General features: G+C 68.4%; 14 protein-coding genes. 12 read left to right on the forward strand and 2 right to left on the reverse strand.

Features of this window, described 5'->3' with window-relative positions; all coding sequences use genetic code 11:
• Window positions 1–44: 44 nt before the first annotated feature.
• From CLM74_RS09155 to pcaC, 12 genes are all read left to right on the forward strand, one after another.
• Entirely contained in the window at window positions 45–1,556 is a 1,512-nt protein-coding gene (locus CLM74_RS09155) for a right-handed parallel beta-helix repeat-containing protein (protein WP_105163888.1), read from the forward strand.
• A 22-nt stretch (window positions 1,557–1,578) separates the two neighbouring features.
• Window positions 1,579–2,868, forward strand: a complete 1,290-nt coding sequence (locus tag CLM74_RS09160) for a carbohydrate porin (protein WP_105163889.1) — start codon at window positions 1,579–1,581, stop codon at window positions 2,866–2,868.
• A 35-nt stretch (window positions 2,869–2,903) separates the two neighbouring features.
• Window positions 2,904–3,755, forward strand: coding sequence for a type I 3-dehydroquinate dehydratase (gene aroD / locus CLM74_RS09165; protein WP_234003449.1), 852 nt, complete (start codon window positions 2,904–2,906; stop codon window positions 3,753–3,755).
• A gap of 53 nt (window positions 3,756–3,808) precedes the next feature.
• The gene (locus tag CLM74_RS09170) at window positions 3,809–5,128 is read left to right on the forward strand and encodes an MFS transporter (RefSeq protein ID WP_195763005.1); all 1,320 of its coding nucleotides are present in this window, start codon (window positions 3,809–3,811) and stop codon (window positions 5,126–5,128) included.
• Between the two features lie 171 nt (window positions 5,129–5,299).
• Window positions 5,300–5,980 (forward strand): 3-oxoacid CoA-transferase subunit A, encoded by a 681-nt coding sequence (locus CLM74_RS09175; RefSeq protein ID WP_025875093.1) that lies wholly within the window; start codon window positions 5,300–5,302, stop codon window positions 5,978–5,980.
• Window positions 5,977–6,624, forward strand: coding sequence for a 3-oxoacid CoA-transferase subunit B (locus tag CLM74_RS09180; protein ID WP_105163892.1), 648 nt, complete (start codon window positions 5,977–5,979; stop codon window positions 6,622–6,624). The genes CLM74_RS09175 and CLM74_RS09180 overlap by 4 nt, the downstream gene beginning before the upstream one ends.
• Window positions 6,625–6,631: 7 nt before the next feature.
• Complete coding sequence (gene pcaF / locus CLM74_RS09185) at window positions 6,632–7,840, forward strand: 3-oxoadipyl-CoA thiolase (protein ID WP_105164970.1); 1,209 nt, start codon at window positions 6,632–6,634, stop codon at window positions 7,838–7,840.
• 68 nt (window positions 7,841–7,908) lie between these two features.
• Window positions 7,909–8,619, forward strand: a complete 711-nt coding sequence (gene pcaH / locus CLM74_RS09190) for a protocatechuate 3,4-dioxygenase subunit beta (RefSeq protein ID WP_100436131.1) — start codon at window positions 7,909–7,911, stop codon at window positions 8,617–8,619.
• Between the two features lie 4 nt (window positions 8,620–8,623).
• The gene (pcaG, locus tag CLM74_RS09195; protein ID WP_025875085.1) at window positions 8,624–9,187 is read left to right on the forward strand and encodes a protocatechuate 3,4-dioxygenase subunit alpha; all 564 of its coding nucleotides are present in this window, start codon (window positions 8,624–8,626) and stop codon (window positions 9,185–9,187) included.
• A 90-nt stretch (window positions 9,188–9,277) separates the two neighbouring features.
• Window positions 9,278–10,621 carry a 3-carboxy-cis,cis-muconate cycloisomerase gene (locus CLM74_RS09200; protein ID WP_105163893.1) on the forward strand — a complete coding sequence of 448 codons (1,344 nt, stop codon included), beginning with the start codon at window positions 9,278–9,280 and terminating at the stop codon, window positions 10,619–10,621.
• A gap of 25 nt (window positions 10,622–10,646) precedes the next feature.
• A complete protein-coding gene (gene pcaD, locus CLM74_RS09205) occupies window positions 10,647–11,432 on the forward strand; it encodes a 3-oxoadipate enol-lactonase (RefSeq protein WP_105163894.1) in 786 nt (261 codons plus the stop codon).
• A 23-nt stretch (window positions 11,433–11,455) separates the two neighbouring features.
• The gene (gene pcaC / locus CLM74_RS09210; protein WP_105163895.1) at window positions 11,456–11,842 is read left to right on the forward strand and encodes a 4-carboxymuconolactone decarboxylase; all 387 of its coding nucleotides are present in this window, start codon (window positions 11,456–11,458) and stop codon (window positions 11,840–11,842) included.
• 80 nt (window positions 11,843–11,922) lie between these two features.
• Here the strand turns inward: pcaC and CLM74_RS09215 are convergent, their stop codons facing one another.
• Window positions 11,923–12,777, reverse strand: coding sequence for an IclR family transcriptional regulator C-terminal domain-containing protein (locus CLM74_RS09215; protein WP_025875077.1), 855 nt, complete (start codon window positions 12,775–12,777; stop codon window positions 11,923–11,925).
• A gap of 101 nt (window positions 12,778–12,878) precedes the next feature.
• Window positions 12,879–15,302, reverse strand: coding sequence for a membrane-bound PQQ-dependent dehydrogenase, glucose/quinate/shikimate family (locus CLM74_RS09220; RefSeq protein ID WP_105163896.1), 2,424 nt, complete (start codon window positions 15,300–15,302; stop codon window positions 12,879–12,881).
• Between the last annotated feature and the right edge of the window lie 179 nt (window positions 15,303–15,481).

The following is a 15,481-nucleotide window of genomic DNA, read 5'->3' on the forward strand; positions in this document are numbered from 1 at the left end:
GGGGAAGGCCGCCGGATTTTCCTTCCTCTGCGCGGAGTGATCGCATGCGCCGTCGTCTGTCCATTGTTTCCCTGTCCCTGCTTGCCCTGCTGCCGTCGCTGGCGCTGGCCTACCAGGCCGAACCGCCGCGCGAAGCACTGCAGGTGCTGCGCGTGGACCGCTACGCCGACGACGCCAACGCCGGCTCGCTGCGCTGGGCGATCACCACTGCCAATGCGGCGCCGGGTCGCTACCGCATCGAGATCGCGGCCGTGGGCGCTGCGCCTTACGTCATCACGCCGGCCACTCCGCTGCCGGAGATCAAGGGGCCGGTGCAGATCATCGGCACGTCCTGGGAACGCGATGGCCAGTACGTCGCCATCGATGGCTCGGCCTACGTGACCGGCACCGGTACCGATGCCTGCCCAGGCGCCGAGCCGGGCCAGTCCGGCACCAACGTGCGCACCACCACGCTGCCGGGCCTGGTCCTGCGCGATACCCAGGGCGTGGAGCTGGCCGGCCTGGAGATCCGCAATTTCTGCATCGGCGTGCTGGTCAACCGCTCCAGCCACAACGAGATCCATGACAACCGCATCGTCGCCAACAAGGGCGGCGCCGGCATCATGCTCACCGGTGATGACGGCAAGGGCCAGTCCACCGCCGCCACCACCGTGCACAACCGCATCGTGCGCAACGTATTCCTCGATAACGGCGACGGCCTGGAGTTGACCCGCGGCGCGGCCTGGAACCTGGTGGCCGACAACCTGTTCCAATCCACCAGGGCCAACCCGGAACCTTCGCAGGGCATCGAGATCCTGTGGGGCAACGACAACAGCGTGGTCCACAACCGCTTCGTCGATTACTCCGATGGCCTGCAGATCAACTGGGGTAACCGCAACTACATCGCGGCAAACACCTTCACCGGCAATTCGCTGGGCCTGAGCATCACCGGCAGCGGCAACGTGGTCGACGGCAACACCATCACCGGCAATGGCATCGGCATCGGCGTGCGCCCGCAGCCGGTCAGTGCGCCGAACCGCTTCACCGGCAACCGCATCTACGGCAACGGTCTGCCGATCGAGCGCTGCGAAGCCGGCGGCGCCTGTGTGAAGGGCCAGCCGCGTGGCGCCATCGTGTTCGGTGTGCCGGGCCTGGAGCACGCCAGCTTCGTCGGCTCCCGTGGCCGTGGCGTGGACAACGATGCGTCCAAGCGTGCGCGCATCTGCACCGCTGCCGGCCAGGCTGGCTGCCAGCCACTGCCGAATCTCGGCCAGGCCGCGCCGCAGCTGACCGCAGTGCAGGGCAAGGGTGCGCAGCGCCTGCTCACCGGTCGTTTCCAGGGCGTGCCTGATGCCCGCTACCAGGTGGAAGTTTTCGGCAACCGGGCCGCCACCGGCAACGAGGCCGAGTGGGTGCTGGGCAGTGTGGAAGCACGTACCGACGCGCAGGGGCAGGGCAGCTTCACCTTCCCGCTCGGTGCAGGGACCGACGCTGCCGCTGCCGGCAGCCTGACCGCCACGATTACCTCGGCGCAGGGCGCCACCTCCCCGCTGAGTGCGCCGCTGTCGCTGCGCTGATCACCTCCACGAGACCGCGATCATGAATCCTGCGAAACCTGTTTCCCTGGGCCTGCTGGCCGCCCTGCTGCTGCCAGCCGTGGCCAGCGCGCAGTCCAGCAACCGCTACGAAGGCAAGACGCTTACCGGCGACTGGGGCGGCACCCGCACCGAACTGTTCGAGCGCGGCATTGCCTTCCGCGGCGACTACGTGGGCGAGGCCATGGGCGTGGTCGATGGTGGCTACGGCGAAACCGGCGCGCGCTATGCGCAGCAGGTGCGGGTGGGCGTGGACCTGGACATGGGCAAGCTGGCCGGCTGGGACGGCGGTGCGTTCCACTTCACCCTCAACGATCGTCGTGGCCGCAGCACCTCGGTGGACTTCGTCGGCAACCGCTTCCCGATCCAGGAGGCGTATGGCGGCCAGTACACGCGGCTGACCGAGCTGAGCTACGACCAGACCTTCAATGCGGGCCGGTCGTACTACAAGCTGGGGTACTACGCGATGGGCAACCAGTTCGGCCTGCACAGCCTGCTGACCCACTTCGTCAACGCCGCATTCTGCGCCCACCCGCTGGCGATGTCCGGCAACAGCGGCTGGTACAACTATCCGATGGCACGCTGGGGCGGTGAGTTCGCCCAGCAGATCAGCCCGGCGGTGAACGTGCGCACGGGTTGGTTCCAGGTCAACCCGAACCTGGGCGGCAACATCGAACGCAACGCATTCCGTCCGTTCGTTTCGGGCACCACCGGCTCGCTGTTTCCGGTGGAGGTGACCTGGACGCCGGCCAAGGGCAGCCGCTACGCCGGCGTCTACAAGTTCGGTGGCTACTACGACACGTCGCGCGTGGACAAGCGCGGCCTCGATACCTCGCCGACCACCGGGCGCCACGGCGCCTACGTGCTGGCCGAACAGCGTCTGACCCAGGAATCGGCCGACCCGAGCCGCGGCCTGACCGCCTTCGCGCAGTACATGGTGTCCGACACCGATACCGCGCAGATCAAGCGCTGGTACGCGCTGGGCGGCGTCTACCAGGGCATCGGCGCCCGTGCGCAGGACAGCATCGCGCTGGGCTACGTCGGCGCTGACATCAATGACCGCCTGGTCGATGCGCGGCGCGCCACGTTGGCCGCCGGGGGCGTGCCCACCGATTCGCCGCTGTACAACCTCAGCCAGGCCGAGGAGCTGTTCGAGCTGTCCTACAGCTTCCAGGTGAACCCCTGGCTGATGATCCGCCCGGACGTGCAGTACATCGTCAACCCGGGCACGTTCAATTACAGCGGTACCGACAACGCCTGGGCCGTGGGTGTCCAGGCCAAGGTGACCTTCTGATGGCCGCGCGCTCCTTCCATGCTGTGGTGACTGCGATGAAAACTCCGCTCGCTTCCATTGTCCTCGCCGGCGTGCTCGCCTCCTCCCCCTTGCTGGCCCTGGCCGCGCCGCCACCGGCGGTGCTGCAGGTCGGCCAACTACGCATCGGCGAGGGCAGCCCGCGCACCATCGTACCGATTACCGGTGCCACCGCGGATGTCGCTCTGCAGCAGGCCGCGGCGATCGCCGCCAGCAGATCCACCGACATCGCCGAGTGGCGCATCGACTACCTGGACATCGCCACCGATGGCAAGGCGCTGGTCGCGCTGGGCAAGCGCATCCAGGCCACGCTGGGGGGCAAGCCGGCCATCGTGACCTTCCGCACGAAGGCCGAAGGGGGCGCCAAGCCGATCAGCGATGCCGACTACGGCAAGCTCTACGCTGCGCTGCTGCGCGGTGGTGTCGCCCAGCTGATCGACGTGGAGATGTTCCGCGATCCGAAGGTGGTGCAGGCGCTGGTGGCGCAGGCCCACAAGGCTGGCGTGAAAGTGGTGATGTCCAGCCATGACTTCCACGCCACGCCACCGCGCGAGGAAATCGTCGCACGCCTGCTCAAGCAGCAGGCCCTTGGCGCGGACGTGCTGAAGATCGCGGTGATGCCGCGCGACGCTGGCGATGTGCTGGCATTGCTCGATGCCACCTGGCAGGTGCGCCAGCAGAGCGACAAGCCGCTGCTGACCATGTCGATGGGCGGCACCGGCGTGGTTTCGCGCCTGGCCGGCGAAACCTTCGGCCAGGCCCTGACCTTCGGCATGATCGGCACCCCGTCGGCGCCAGGCCAGGTCGAGGCTGAGCGCCTCCAGGACGTCCTGCAGGTCATTCATGCATCCAGCCAGGCCGGTCACTGAGACCTTCCCCGCCGGACGTTCCACCGCACCACGCTGTTGCAGGAAACCGCACCATGAGCCACGCCTCCGCCGCCGCACCGTCGCTTGTCCTTGAACGGATGAGTCCCTTCCAGTGGACCGCCATCGCCATCTGCGTGCTGTTGAACATGCTTGATGGCTTCGATGTGATGGTCATGGCCTTCACCGCGCCGCATGTTTCGGCGGACTGGGCGCTGTCGGGCAAGGTACTGGGGCTGATGCTCAGTGCCGGGCTGGTCGGCATGGCGCTGGGTTCGTTCCTGCTGGCACCGCTGGCCGACCGCTGGGGGCGGCGGCCGATGATCGTCTGCTGCCTGCTGATCCTCACCAGTGGCATGGCGCTGTCCGCGCTGGCCGCCGACGCCTGGCAGCTGGGTGCGCTGCGCGTGTACACCGGCATCGGCATCGGCGGCATGCTGGCCGGTGTGGGGGTGATCACCGCCGAGTACGCCAACGCCAAGTGGCGCAGCACCGCAGTCGCGCTGCAGGCCACCGGCTACCCGATCGGTGCGACCGCTGGCGGTCTGCTGGCTGCGTGGATGCTGGAGCACTGGGCCTGGCACAGCGTGTTCCTGGTCGGCGCAGCGGCATCGCTGCTGTGCATTCCGCTGGTGCTCAAATGCCTGCCCGAATCGCTGGATTTCCTGGTCGCGCGTCGCCCGGCCAATGCCTTGCCACGCTTGAACGCGCTGCTCTCGCGCATGCGCTTGCCAGAGCTGCAGGCGCTGCCGCCAGCGCCGGTGCGCGACGGCCAGCGCCAGGGTTATGCCGCGCTGTTCGTGGGTGACCTGCGTCGCGTCGCGCTGCTGATCGCGCTGGCGTTCTTCCTGCACATGTTCGCGTTCTATTTCGTGCTGAGCTGGACGCCGAAGCTGCTGGTCTCGGCCGGCGTGTCGGCGCAGCAGGGCATCACCGGTGGCGTGCTGTTGAACCTGGGCGGCATCGTTGGCGGCAGCCTGTTCGGCTGGCTGGCCTCGCGCTGGTCGCTGTCCAGGCTGACGGCCGGCGCGCTGCTGCTGGCGATGGTTTCGATGCTGGGCTTTGCGGCCTTCAGCACGCAGCTGGGCGTGGCCTTCCCGCTGGCCTTCGTGATCGGTGCGGCACTGTTCGCAGCGATGGCCGGCCTGTATGCGGCCGCGCCGGTGGTGTTCGCCGCCGAAGTGCGGACCACCGGCCTGGGTTGGGCCATCGGCATCGGCCGGGTTGGCGCGATCCTCTCGCCACTCACGGTGGGTGTTCTGGTCGATGGTGGCTGGCAGCCGTCCTCGTTGTACGTGCTGTGCGCTGCGCCGCTGCTGCTGGCGGCATGGGCGTGCCTCGGCCTGCGCGTGGGCGTGGGTCAGAACCGGCGTTGAACCGATGGCCGGAGCACGTCACTCAATGTGCGATTATCGAATCGAATGGCCGAATATCGCATTGACCGGGCGACGTGCCATGGCGACCATGTCCGGGTCATGTTTTCCCTTCGCAGTGGCCCTGCAGCGTGGCGGTGATGACCGCCGGCAGGCAGGGCAAGGAGCAATGCAGTGATCGACAAGAGCGTAGCCAGCGTGGAAGCAGCGGTGGCCGATATCCATGATGGCGCGACCGTGATGATCGGCGGCTTTGGCACTGCCGGCATGCCCGACGAGCTGATCGATGCGCTCATTGCACAGGGTGCGCGCGAGCTGACCATCATCAACAACAATGCCGGCAACGGCGATACCGGCCTGGCTGCGCTGATCAAGCACAAGCGCGTGCGCCGCATCGTCTGCTCCTTCCCGCGCCAGGCCGATTCGCAGCACTTCGACGCGGCCTACCGCGCCGGCGAGATCGAACTGGAGCTGGTGCCGCAGGGCAACCTGGCCGCGCGCATCCATGCGGCAGGTTCCGGGCTGGGCGCGGTCTTCACGCCCACCGGTTATGGCACCGAGCTGGCCCAGGGCAAGGAAACGCGCGAGATCGACGGTCGTCACTACGTGCTCGAGTACCCGCTGCATGCCGATTTCGCGCTGATCAAGGCCGACCGCGGCGATCGCTGGGGCAACCTGGTGTATCGCCGGACTGCACGCAACTTCGGCCCGCTGATGGCGATGGCCGCACGCTGCACCATCGTGCAGGTGCGTGAGGTTGTGCCGCTGGGCGAACTGGACCCGGAGGCCGTGGTGACCCCCGGCATCTTCGTGCAGCGCGTGGTGCCGGTGGCCGCAGAAGGAGTGCAGGCATGAACAAGCTCAGCCGCGAACAGATGGCCGCGCGCGTGGCGCGCGATATTCCCGAAGGGGCCTACGTCAACCTGGGCATCGGCCTGCCGACCACGGTGGCCAACTTCCTGCCGGCGGACAAGGAGATACTGCTGCAGTCGGAAAACGGCCTGCTGGGCATGGGCCCGGCACCGGCGCCCGGCAAGGAAGACCCGGACCTGATCAATGCCGGCAAGCAGCCGGTTACCCTGCTGACCGGTGGCTGCTATTTCCACCACGCCGATTCGTTCGCGATGATGCGTGGCGGCCACCTCGACATCTGCGTGCTCGGTGCCTTCCAGGTCTCGGCGCACGGTGACCTGGCCAACTGGAGCACCGGTGCCTCCGATGCGATTCCCGCCGTGGGCGGTGCAATGGACCTGGCCATCGGGGCCAAGCAGGTGTTCGTGATGATGGACCTGTTTACCAAGCAGGGTGAAAGCAAGTTGGTGGCCGAATGCAGCTATCCGCTGACCGGCCTGCGCTGCGTGTCGCGCGTATATACCGATGTGGCGGTGTTCGACCTTGGCGCCGACGGCGCGACCGTGCTGGAAATGGTCGAGGGCGTGGACATCGATCAACTGCGTGAACTGACCGGCCTGCCGCTGGCACTGGCCGAGGGAGCCTGATATGCCCCTGCACGAGACCTATATCGTCGATGGCATCCGCACCCCGATCGGCCGCTACGGCGGCGCGTTGTCCGGTGTGCGCGCCGACGACCTCGGCGCGATTCCGCTGAAGGCACTGCTGGCGCGCCACCCGCAGCTGGACCCGGCGCTGGTGGAGGACGTCTACCTGGGCTGCGCCAACCAGGCCGGTGAGGACAACCGCAACGTCGCCCGCATGAGCCTGCTGCTGGCCGGCCTGCCGGGGAGCGTGCCCGGCAGCACGATCAACCGCCTGTGCGGTTCGGGCCTGGATGCGATCGGCACTGTGGCCCGAGGCATTGCTGCCGGCGAGCTCGGCCTGGCCATTGCCGGCGGCGTCGAATCGATGTCGCGCGCGCCGTTCGTGATGGGCAAGGCAACCTCGCCGTTTGCCCGTGACCAGCAGATCGAAGACACCACCATGGGCTGGCGTTTCATCAACCCGCGCCTGCGTGAACTGCACGGCGTGGAGACCATGGGCCAGACCGCCGAGAACGTGGCTGAGCGCTACGGCGTCAGCCGCGAGGACCAGGATGCGTTCGCCCTGCGCAGCCAGCAGCGAACGGCCGCCGCGCAGGCGCGCGGCTTCTTCGACGGAGAGATCGTGGAGGTGGACGTACCGGGCCGCAAACGCGGCGAAACCGTGACCGTCGACCGCGATGAACACCCGCGCGGCGATACCACCGCCGAAGCACTGGCCAAGCTGAAGCCGCTGTTCCGCCAGCCGGGCACGGTGACCGCCGGCAACGCCTCGGGCATCAACGATGGTGCCGCCGCGCTGCTGCTCGCCTCCGGTGCGCAGGTGCAGGCGCTGGGCCTGACCCCGCGCGCGCGCATCCTCGGCTTTGCCAGTGCCGGCGTGGAGCCGGCGATCATGGGCATGGGCCCGGTGCCGGCCAGCCAGAAGCTGATGGCACGGCTGGGCCTGGCCATCGCCGATTTCGATGCCATCGAACTGAACGAGGCCTTCGCCTCGCAGGGGCTGGCCTGCATGCGCCAGCTGGGCCTGGCCGACGATGCCGCGCACGTGAACCCCAACGGTGGTGCCATCGCGCTGGGCCACCCGCTGGGCATGAGCGGCGCGCGCCTGGCGCTGACCCTGCTGCGCCAGCTGGAGGCCAGCGGTGGCCGCCGTGGCCTGGCCACGATGTGCATCGGCGTGGGGCAGGGCGTGGCCCTGGCCATCGAGCGCGTGTGAACCATCCCCTGATTCCGTAATCTCAAGACAGCTGCGGCTTCCGGGCCGCTCGCCAACAGGAGTACGCCATGAGCGATCCCACCCCACTGCGCGGCTACCGCAAGCCGTACCCCGGCAGCCAGCCGCCGCGCATCCACCTGCCGTATGCCTCCACCGCGCTGCGTGGCCCGGGAACCGACCCGATCGCGATCCCGGTGACGCTCTCGGAAGTGACCGGCCCGAGCATCAACCGCATCACCCTCGGTGAGCATGCCGCCGACCTGACCGCCGGCTTCCCCGGCCAGCCGCAGGGTGAGCGCATCATCGTCAGCGGCCGCGTGCTGGACGAGAACGGCCGCCCGGTGCGCAACACCGTTGTGGAGGTGTGGCAGTGCAACGCCGCCGGCCGTTACCTGCACAAGGGCGACCAGCACGACGCGCCGCTGGATCCGAACTTCCAGGGCACCGGCCAGGTGCTGACCGACAGCGAAGGCCGCTACCGCTTCACCACCATCAAACCGGGCGCGTACCCGTGGCGCAATCACTACAACGCCTGGCGCCCGGCACACATCCACTTCTCGCTGCATGGCGAAGGCATCGGCCAGCGCCTGGTCACGCAGATGTATTTCCCCAATGATCCGCTGCTGGCGTTCGATCCGATCTACAACTGCGTGGACGACGCCAAGGCGCGGGAGCGCATGGTGTCCTCGTTCGATTGGGAAAACACCGCCAACGAATTCGCACTGGGCTACCGTTTCGACATCGTGCTGCGCGGTCGCAAGATGACCGTCTGGGAGTAACACCATGAGTTTCCAATCCACTCCATGGCAGACCGTGGGCCCGTACTACCGTCTGGGCCTGGAACCGCTGTACCGCACCGACATCGCCCCGGCCACCGCGCAGGGTGAGCGCGTGGAAGTGCAGGGCCAGGTGTTCGATGGCAATGGCGTGCCGGTGTCCGATGCCGTGCTGGAAATCTGGCAGGCCGACGCGCAGGGCATCTATGCCCATGGCGAAGACCCGCGCCGGGACGACCACGACCCGGCCTTCGACGGCTGGGGCCGCGTGCCCACCGACGACCAGGGCCGCTTCGCCTTCACCACCGTCAAGCCGGGCCGCGTGCCGGGCCTGCGTGGCGAGCCGCAGGCGCCGCACCTGGTGGTGCTGGTGTTCATGCGCGGCCTGCTGCAGGCCACCCGTGCACGCATCTACTTCAGTGACGAAGCCAGCAACGCCGAGGACGGCATCCTCGCGCTGGTGCCGGCCGAACGCCGCCACACCCTGGTCGCACAGGCGCAGGGCAAGGGCCTGTACCACTGGGACGTGCGCATGCAGGGCCCGGACGAGACGGTGTTCTTCGCATACTGATCGCGGCGCGCCCGACGCGCCTTCCGGCCACTCCACGCCCGCGTGCGGCGGGCGCGGGTAAGCTGTGATTACCCAGGATGGACTGCACCGATGAGCCACTTCCCAACGCTGCTGGGCGGTCTGTTCGGCGACCCCGCCGTCGACGCCGTGTTCCGCGATGAAGCACGCCTGCAGGCGATGCTCGATGTCGAACGCGCTCTGGCGCGCGCGCAGGTGCAGTGCGGGGTGATTCCCGCAGCCGCGCTGGCACCGATCGAAGCGGCCTGCAGTGCCGATCTGTATTCGTTGCCGGCGCTGTCGGCAGCCACCGCACTGGCTGGCAATCCGGCCATTCCACTGGTCAAGGCACTCACCGCGCAGGTCAAGGCGAACGATGCCGAGGCCGCGCGCTGGGTGCACTGGGGCGCCACCAGCCAGGACATCATCGATACCGGCGCGGTGCTGCAGCTGCGCGCGGCAGTCAGCCAGGTGCAGGCGCGCCTGCGCGTGCTGTGCATGGCGCTGGCGCGGCTGGCCGAGGCCGAGCGCGGCACCGGGCTGCCCGGACGCACGCTGCTGCAACACGCAGTGCCGGTGACCTTCGGCCTGAAGGCGGCCGGTTGGCTCGACGCCCTGCAGCGCAGCCAGCGCAGGCTGGATGCGTTGGCCGCAGACACGCTGGTGCTGCAGTTCGGCGGTGCCGCCGGCACCCTGGCCTCGCTGCAGACGCGCGGGCTGGACGTGGCCGAAGCCCTGGCTGCCGAGCTGCAGTTGCCGCTGCCGGCATTGCCCTGGCACACCGCGCGTGACCGCATTGCCGAGTTCGGCAGCGTGTTCGCACTGCTGACCGGCAGCCTCGGCAAGATCGCCACCGACATCGTGCTGCTGATGCAGTCCGAGGTGGCCGAAGCCTTCGAGCCGGCGGGCGAGGGCAAGGGCGGTTCCTCGGCAATGCCGCACAAGCGCAATCCGGTGGGCTGCGTGGCCGCCATTGCCGCCGCCACGCGCGTACCGGGCCTGCTGTCCACGCTGTTCACTGCCATGCCGCAGCCGCACGAGCGCGCAGCAGGCCAATGGCACGCCGAATGGGACACCGTGCCGGAGATCGTGCGCCTGTGTGCGGGCAGCCTGGCCCAGGTGGATTTGGTGGTGCAGGGCCTGCAGCTGGACCGCGAGCGCATGCGCCAGCACCTGGACAGTCAAGGCGGCCTGCTTTACGCCGAAGCCGTTGCGGTCACCCTGGGCGAGAGCATCGGCAAGCCGGCCGCACATGCCCTGGTGGAGCAAGCGGCCAGGCAGGCGCTTGCGCAATCGCAGCACCTGCGCGTGGTGCTGGGGCAGATGCCCGAAGTCACCGCGCAGCTTTCCGCCGCACAACTGGATGCCCTGTTCGCCGCAGACAGCTGGCGCGGCATGGCCGATACCTGGATCGACCGCGTGCTCGCGCGCGGCTGATCCTACGTTCAACGCTGGAGCACGCATGCCATTCCTCGACCTTCCGCAGCATCGCCTGCACTACCAGACCGAGGGCCGCGCCGACGGTCAGTGGCTGACCTTCTGCAATTCTCTGGGTACCGACCTGGGCATGTGGCAGCCGCAGGTGGATGCACTCGCCTCGCAGTACCGCATCCTGCGCTATGACCGTCGCGGCCATGGCCAGTCCAGCACGCCGCCGGGGCTGTACAGCGTGGCCGAACTGGGCGCTGATGTGCTGGCCCTGTGGGACCACCTCGGCATCGCGCGCAGCCATTTCTGCGGGCTGTCGATCGGTGGCCTGACCGGGCAGTGGCTGGGCGTGCATGCTGGCAATCGCCTGCGCACGCTCACGGTGGCTGCCACCGCAGCGAAGATCGGCACGCTGGACGGCTGGCAGGCGCGCATCGCCCAGGTCCAGCACGATGGCCTGTTGCCGCTGGTCGATGGCACCCGCGAACGCTGGTTCACCGCCGCTTTCGCGCAGACCCATGCCAGCCAGGTGGAAGACATCCTGCAGCGCTTCCTCGCCACCAGCGTGGCTGGCTATGCCGGCTGCTGCAACGCCGTGGGCACGGCCGACTTCCGTGATGCGCTGGGCCGCATTGGCGTGCCGCTGCTGGCCATTGCCGGAAATGACGACCCGGTGTGCGCTCCGTCCGAGCTGCAGGCAATCGCCGACGGCGTGGCCCATGGCCACCATGCCGCCGTGCCGGGCCGCCACATCTGCAACTTGGAATCGCCGCAGGCGTTCACCTCCGCACTGGCCGCGCATCTTTCGGCGCAGCACTGATCCCGCACAACAGGTAGACCACGATGGACGAACAGGAACGCTACGAAGCCGGCCTTGCGGTGCGCCGCCAGGTACTGGGTGAGGCACACGTCGAACGCTCGCTGCAGGCGCGCACCGAGTTCACCAACGAATTCCAGGAATTCATCACGCGCACGGCGTGGGGCACGGTGTGGACGCGCGAGGGCCTGCCGCGGCATACGCGCTCGCTGCTGACCATCGTGATGATGGTGGCGCTGGGCCATGACGAGGAGTTCAAGCTGCATATCCGTGCCGCCCGCAACAACGGGGTGACGCCGGAGGAGATCAAGGAAGCGCTGCTGCAGGCCGCGATCTACTGTGGCGTGCCCGCGGCCAACCATGCATTCGCGCTGGCCAAGCCGATCCTGGAAGAGCAGTCCGCAGAGCGCTGACGCCGAACATCCGCCGGGCATGGCCCGGCGCTACCAGAGCGCGGTCCCGGACGCGCCGGGCCATGCCCGGCGGCTGTACCTCAATTCAACAACGTCCCCAGCCGCTGTGCGGCTTCGCGCAGGCGCGGCAACAGCTGGGTCTGCATCACGCCCAGGCCGATACGGCCCGCCTGGGTGCCGATGTTCAGCGCGGCCACGACATCGCCGCTGCGCGAACGCACTGGCACGGCGATCGAGCGCAGGCCGATCTCCAGTTCCTGGTCGACCAGCGACGCGCCTTCGCGGCGCACCTTTTCCAGCAGGTCGAGGAAGTCATCCATGCGGGTGACCGTGCGTTCAGTGCGCGGCCGCAACGGGTTGCGTTCCAGGTAGCCTTCCAGCGTGTCGCGCGGCAACGAGGCCAGCAGCACGCGGCCCATCGAGGTGCAGTAGGCCGGCAGGCGGCTGCCTGCGCGCAGGCCGATCGACATGATGCGTACGGTTTCCGCGCGCGCCACGTACAGGATGTCATCGCCATCGAGCACGCCCAGCGAGCAGGATTCGTGCACGGCATCGCGCAGGGCATCCAGCACCGGTTGTGCAGCAGCGGTCATCGACGACGACGCGACATAGGCGCCGCCCATGCCCAGCACGCGCGGCAGCAGCACGAAGCCGCGGCCCTGTTCACCCACGTAGCCGAGCTTTTCCAGCGTGTACAGCACGCGCCGTACCGCTGCGCGGGAAATGCCGGTATCGCTGCTGATCTGCGACATCGTCACTTCGCGCGGGTGCTGCGAGAACACGCTCAGCACGGCCAGGCCGCGGCCGAGCGACGTCATGAAGTCCGGATCGCCCTGGTTGTCCTGGATCTGCTGCATCAGCTCATGGGCCAGGCCACGATCCTGCGGTGGGGCAGGGGGGCGCTTGGGTCGACGGCTGGGAGGAACGGCAGGCATGGCAGCAGCTTTCATCGGGTTCGACCTCGCATGGTAAGGGCTCGAACCAGCAACCGGTACCCACGCGGCGCAGCCTGCGAGGCTGCGCCGCGTGGCGCCGGTCACTTGCGCTCGGGCAGCGCGTAGGCGATCACGTAGTCGCCACGGTCCGGTGACTGGCGTGCGCCACCGGCGGAAATCACCACGTACTGGCGACCGGTCTTCGGCGACACGTAGGTCATCGGCGTGCCCTGGCTGCCAACCGGCATGCGGGCCTTCCACACTTCCTCGCCGGTGCGGCTGTCATAGGCGCGAAGGTAGTAATCCTGCGTACCGGCGAAGAACAGCAGGCCCGACTGCGTGGCCAGCGAACCGCCCAGGGTCGGCATGCCGATCGGAATCGGCAGGCCCATCTTGATGCCCATCGGCCCGGTGTCCTTCACCGTGCCCACCGGCACCTGCCAGACCAGCTGGCGGGTGGCCAGGTTGATCGCCGACATCGTGCCGAACGGCGGTTTCTGGCAGGGAATGCCCAGCTTGGACAGGAAGCGGTCGCGCAGCGAGCCGTACGGCGTGCCGGTCTGCGAGGCCGCACCCATTTCCACGCCACCGTCGCCGCTGGTCATCTGCGCGCGCGGGATCAGCTTGGTCCACAGGCCCAGGCGCATGTCATTGACGAACAGGTAGCCGGTGGTGGGGTCGACCGAGGCGCTGCCCCAGTTCATGCCACCCAGCGAACCGGGCCACTGCAGCGCGAGGTCTTCGCCCGGCGGCGTGTACATGCCGTCGTAGCGGAACTGCTTGAACTGGATGCGGCACAGCATCTGGTCGATCGGGGTGGCGCCCCACATGTCCGACTCGGTCAGCGTCTGCGCGCCGATCTGCGGCAGGCCCACCGACAGCGGCTGGGTGGCGGCATAGCGTTCGCCCTGCGCATTGCCCTGCGGCGCGGGGATGTTGCGCACTTCGCTGATCGGCACGCCGGTCTGGCGATTGAGCATGAAGATCTGCCCGGCCTTGGTGATCTGCAGCAGGGCCGGCAGCGTGCCGCCCTTGCCGTCGGGCACATCGGTCAGGGTCGGCTGCGCGGGCAGGTCGTAGTCCCACAGGTCGTGGTGCACGGTCTGGTAGACCCAGCGCTCCTTGCCGGTGGCCACGTCCAGCGCAACCACCGCCGAACTGTACTTGTCATCCTGCGGGGTGCGCTCGCCGGCCCACTGGTCAGGGGTGGTGTTGCCGGTGGGCAGGTAGACCAAGCCCAGTTGCGGGTCGTAGGCCATCGAGGTCCACACGTTCGGCGTGGCGCGCGTGTAGTGGATCGACGGATCCAGCGGCACGTCCGGGGTTTCCTTGGAAAGATCCCAGACCCAGGCCAGCGCGCCGGTGCGCACGTTGTAGGCACGCACCACGCCGGACGGCTCACCCACTTCGATGTTGTCGGCCACGCGGCCACCGACCACGATCAGTTCGCCGGCCACCAACGGTGCGGCGGTGAGGGTGTAGAAGCCCGGCTTGATCTCGCCCATGCCGGCCTTCAGGTCGACCACGCCGTTGCTGCCGAAGTCCGGGCACAGCGCGCCGGTCTTCGCATCCAGCGCGAACAAGCGCGCATCGATGGAGGTCATCAGGATGCGCTTCTCGCACAGCGCCGGGCCCGTGCTGGCCGTTTCGGCGGCCGGCAGCGGCGCAGGTGCCGGAGCGGCTGCATCTGCCGCAGACGGTGCCGTGGTTGCGTCGAAATAGCCCAGACCGCGGCAGCGCTGCCAGTTCGGCGCGGTGGCCTTGGGGTCGAAGGCCCAGCGCTGCTTGCCGGAATCGGCATCGATGGCGATCACCTGGTTGTGCGGGGTGCACAGGAACAGGGTGTCGCCGATCTGCAGCGGGGTGTTCTGGTCCTCGGCACCGAAACCGTTGCTTTCCGGCACATCGCCGGTGCGCGCCGTCCAGGCAACCTGCAGTTCCTTCACGTTGGCCGGGGTGATCTGGTCCAGCGCGGCAAAGCGGGTGCCGGCGGTGGTGTTGCCCCAGTGCATCCAGTCGCGCTGTTCAGCGCCCTTGGCCACCGGCACCACCGGCGGCGTGGTGCCCTGCGCGGTCTGTACCGGGCGCGGCTGGAACGCCGACACCGCAGTGCCCAGCAGGCCAACCAGCAGCACGGCGGCCACGCCATAGGCCCCGCGACCGGCAACCTGGCCTCGGCTGCGGCGCAGCACCGGCCACGCCAGGGCGACCAGAAGGGCCAGCACCGCCGGCATCACCAGCCGCGATACCAGCGGCCAGAAATTCCAGCCGGCATCCACCAGTGCCCACAGCAGCGTGGCCAGGAAGGCCAGGCCGTACAGCAGCGCACCGTTCGGCCGGCGCATCGCCAGCACTACGCCGGCTACCGCCGACACCGCACCCATCAGCAGGAAATACCAACTGCCCCCCAGCTGCACCAGGCGTACACCGCCGACCAGCAGAGCCAGGCCGAACAGGGTCACCAGGATGCCGAGCAGGACCACCAGCACACGGCACAGGGCCGGAACTCTCGTCGTCTCGTCCACGTTGCATGAACCTCATTGCGAAAAACCCGCGCGGAGGCGGGGAAAGCCCCGCGCGCGCCAGGCGTGGCGGGGGCCAACGGCATCCCGGGCGGCTGCGGGCCGTGACGGCGGGCAGGCGTCGGCCTGCTTATGACGCAGGCTGGGTGAATGACCGGTTAGGGCGATTATCGCACGCGTGT

Source organism: Stenotrophomonas sp. MYb57, from assembly GCF_002966815.1.
GTDB classification, from domain to species: domain Bacteria; phylum Pseudomonadota; class Gammaproteobacteria; order Xanthomonadales; family Xanthomonadaceae; genus Stenotrophomonas; species Stenotrophomonas indicatrix.

Coding starts and splice junctions, on each gene's coding strand:
- CLM74_RS09155 (WP_105163888.1), top strand. CDS start 45: ATGCGCCGTCGTCTGTCCATTGTTTCCCTGTCCCTGCTTGCCCTGCTG.
- pcaC (WP_105163895.1), top strand. CDS start 11,456: ATGGACGAACAGGAACGCTACGAAGCCGGCCTTGCGGTGCGCCGCCAG.
- CLM74_RS09160 (WP_105163889.1), top strand. CDS start 1,579: ATGAATCCTGCGAAACCTGTTTCCCTGGGCCTGCTGGCCGCCCTGCTG.
- CLM74_RS09180 (WP_105163892.1), top strand. CDS start 5,977: ATGAACAAGCTCAGCCGCGAACAGATGGCCGCGCGCGTGGCGCGCGAT.
- CLM74_RS09200 (WP_105163893.1), top strand. CDS start 9,278: ATGAGCCACTTCCCAACGCTGCTGGGCGGTCTGTTCGGCGACCCCGCC.
- aroD (WP_234003449.1), top strand. CDS start 2,904: ATGAAAACTCCGCTCGCTTCCATTGTCCTCGCCGGCGTGCTCGCCTCC.
- pcaH (WP_100436131.1), top strand. CDS start 7,909: ATGAGCGATCCCACCCCACTGCGCGGCTACCGCAAGCCGTACCCCGGC.
- pcaG (WP_025875085.1), top strand. CDS start 8,624: ATGAGTTTCCAATCCACTCCATGGCAGACCGTGGGCCCGTACTACCGT.
- CLM74_RS09170 (WP_195763005.1), top strand. CDS start 3,809: ATGAGCCACGCCTCCGCCGCCGCACCGTCGCTTGTCCTTGAACGGATG.
- CLM74_RS09215 (WP_025875077.1), bottom strand. CDS start 12,777: ATGCCTGCCGTTCCTCCCAGCCGTCGACCCAAGCGCCCCCCTGCCCCA.
- pcaD (WP_105163894.1), top strand. CDS start 10,647: ATGCCATTCCTCGACCTTCCGCAGCATCGCCTGCACTACCAGACCGAG.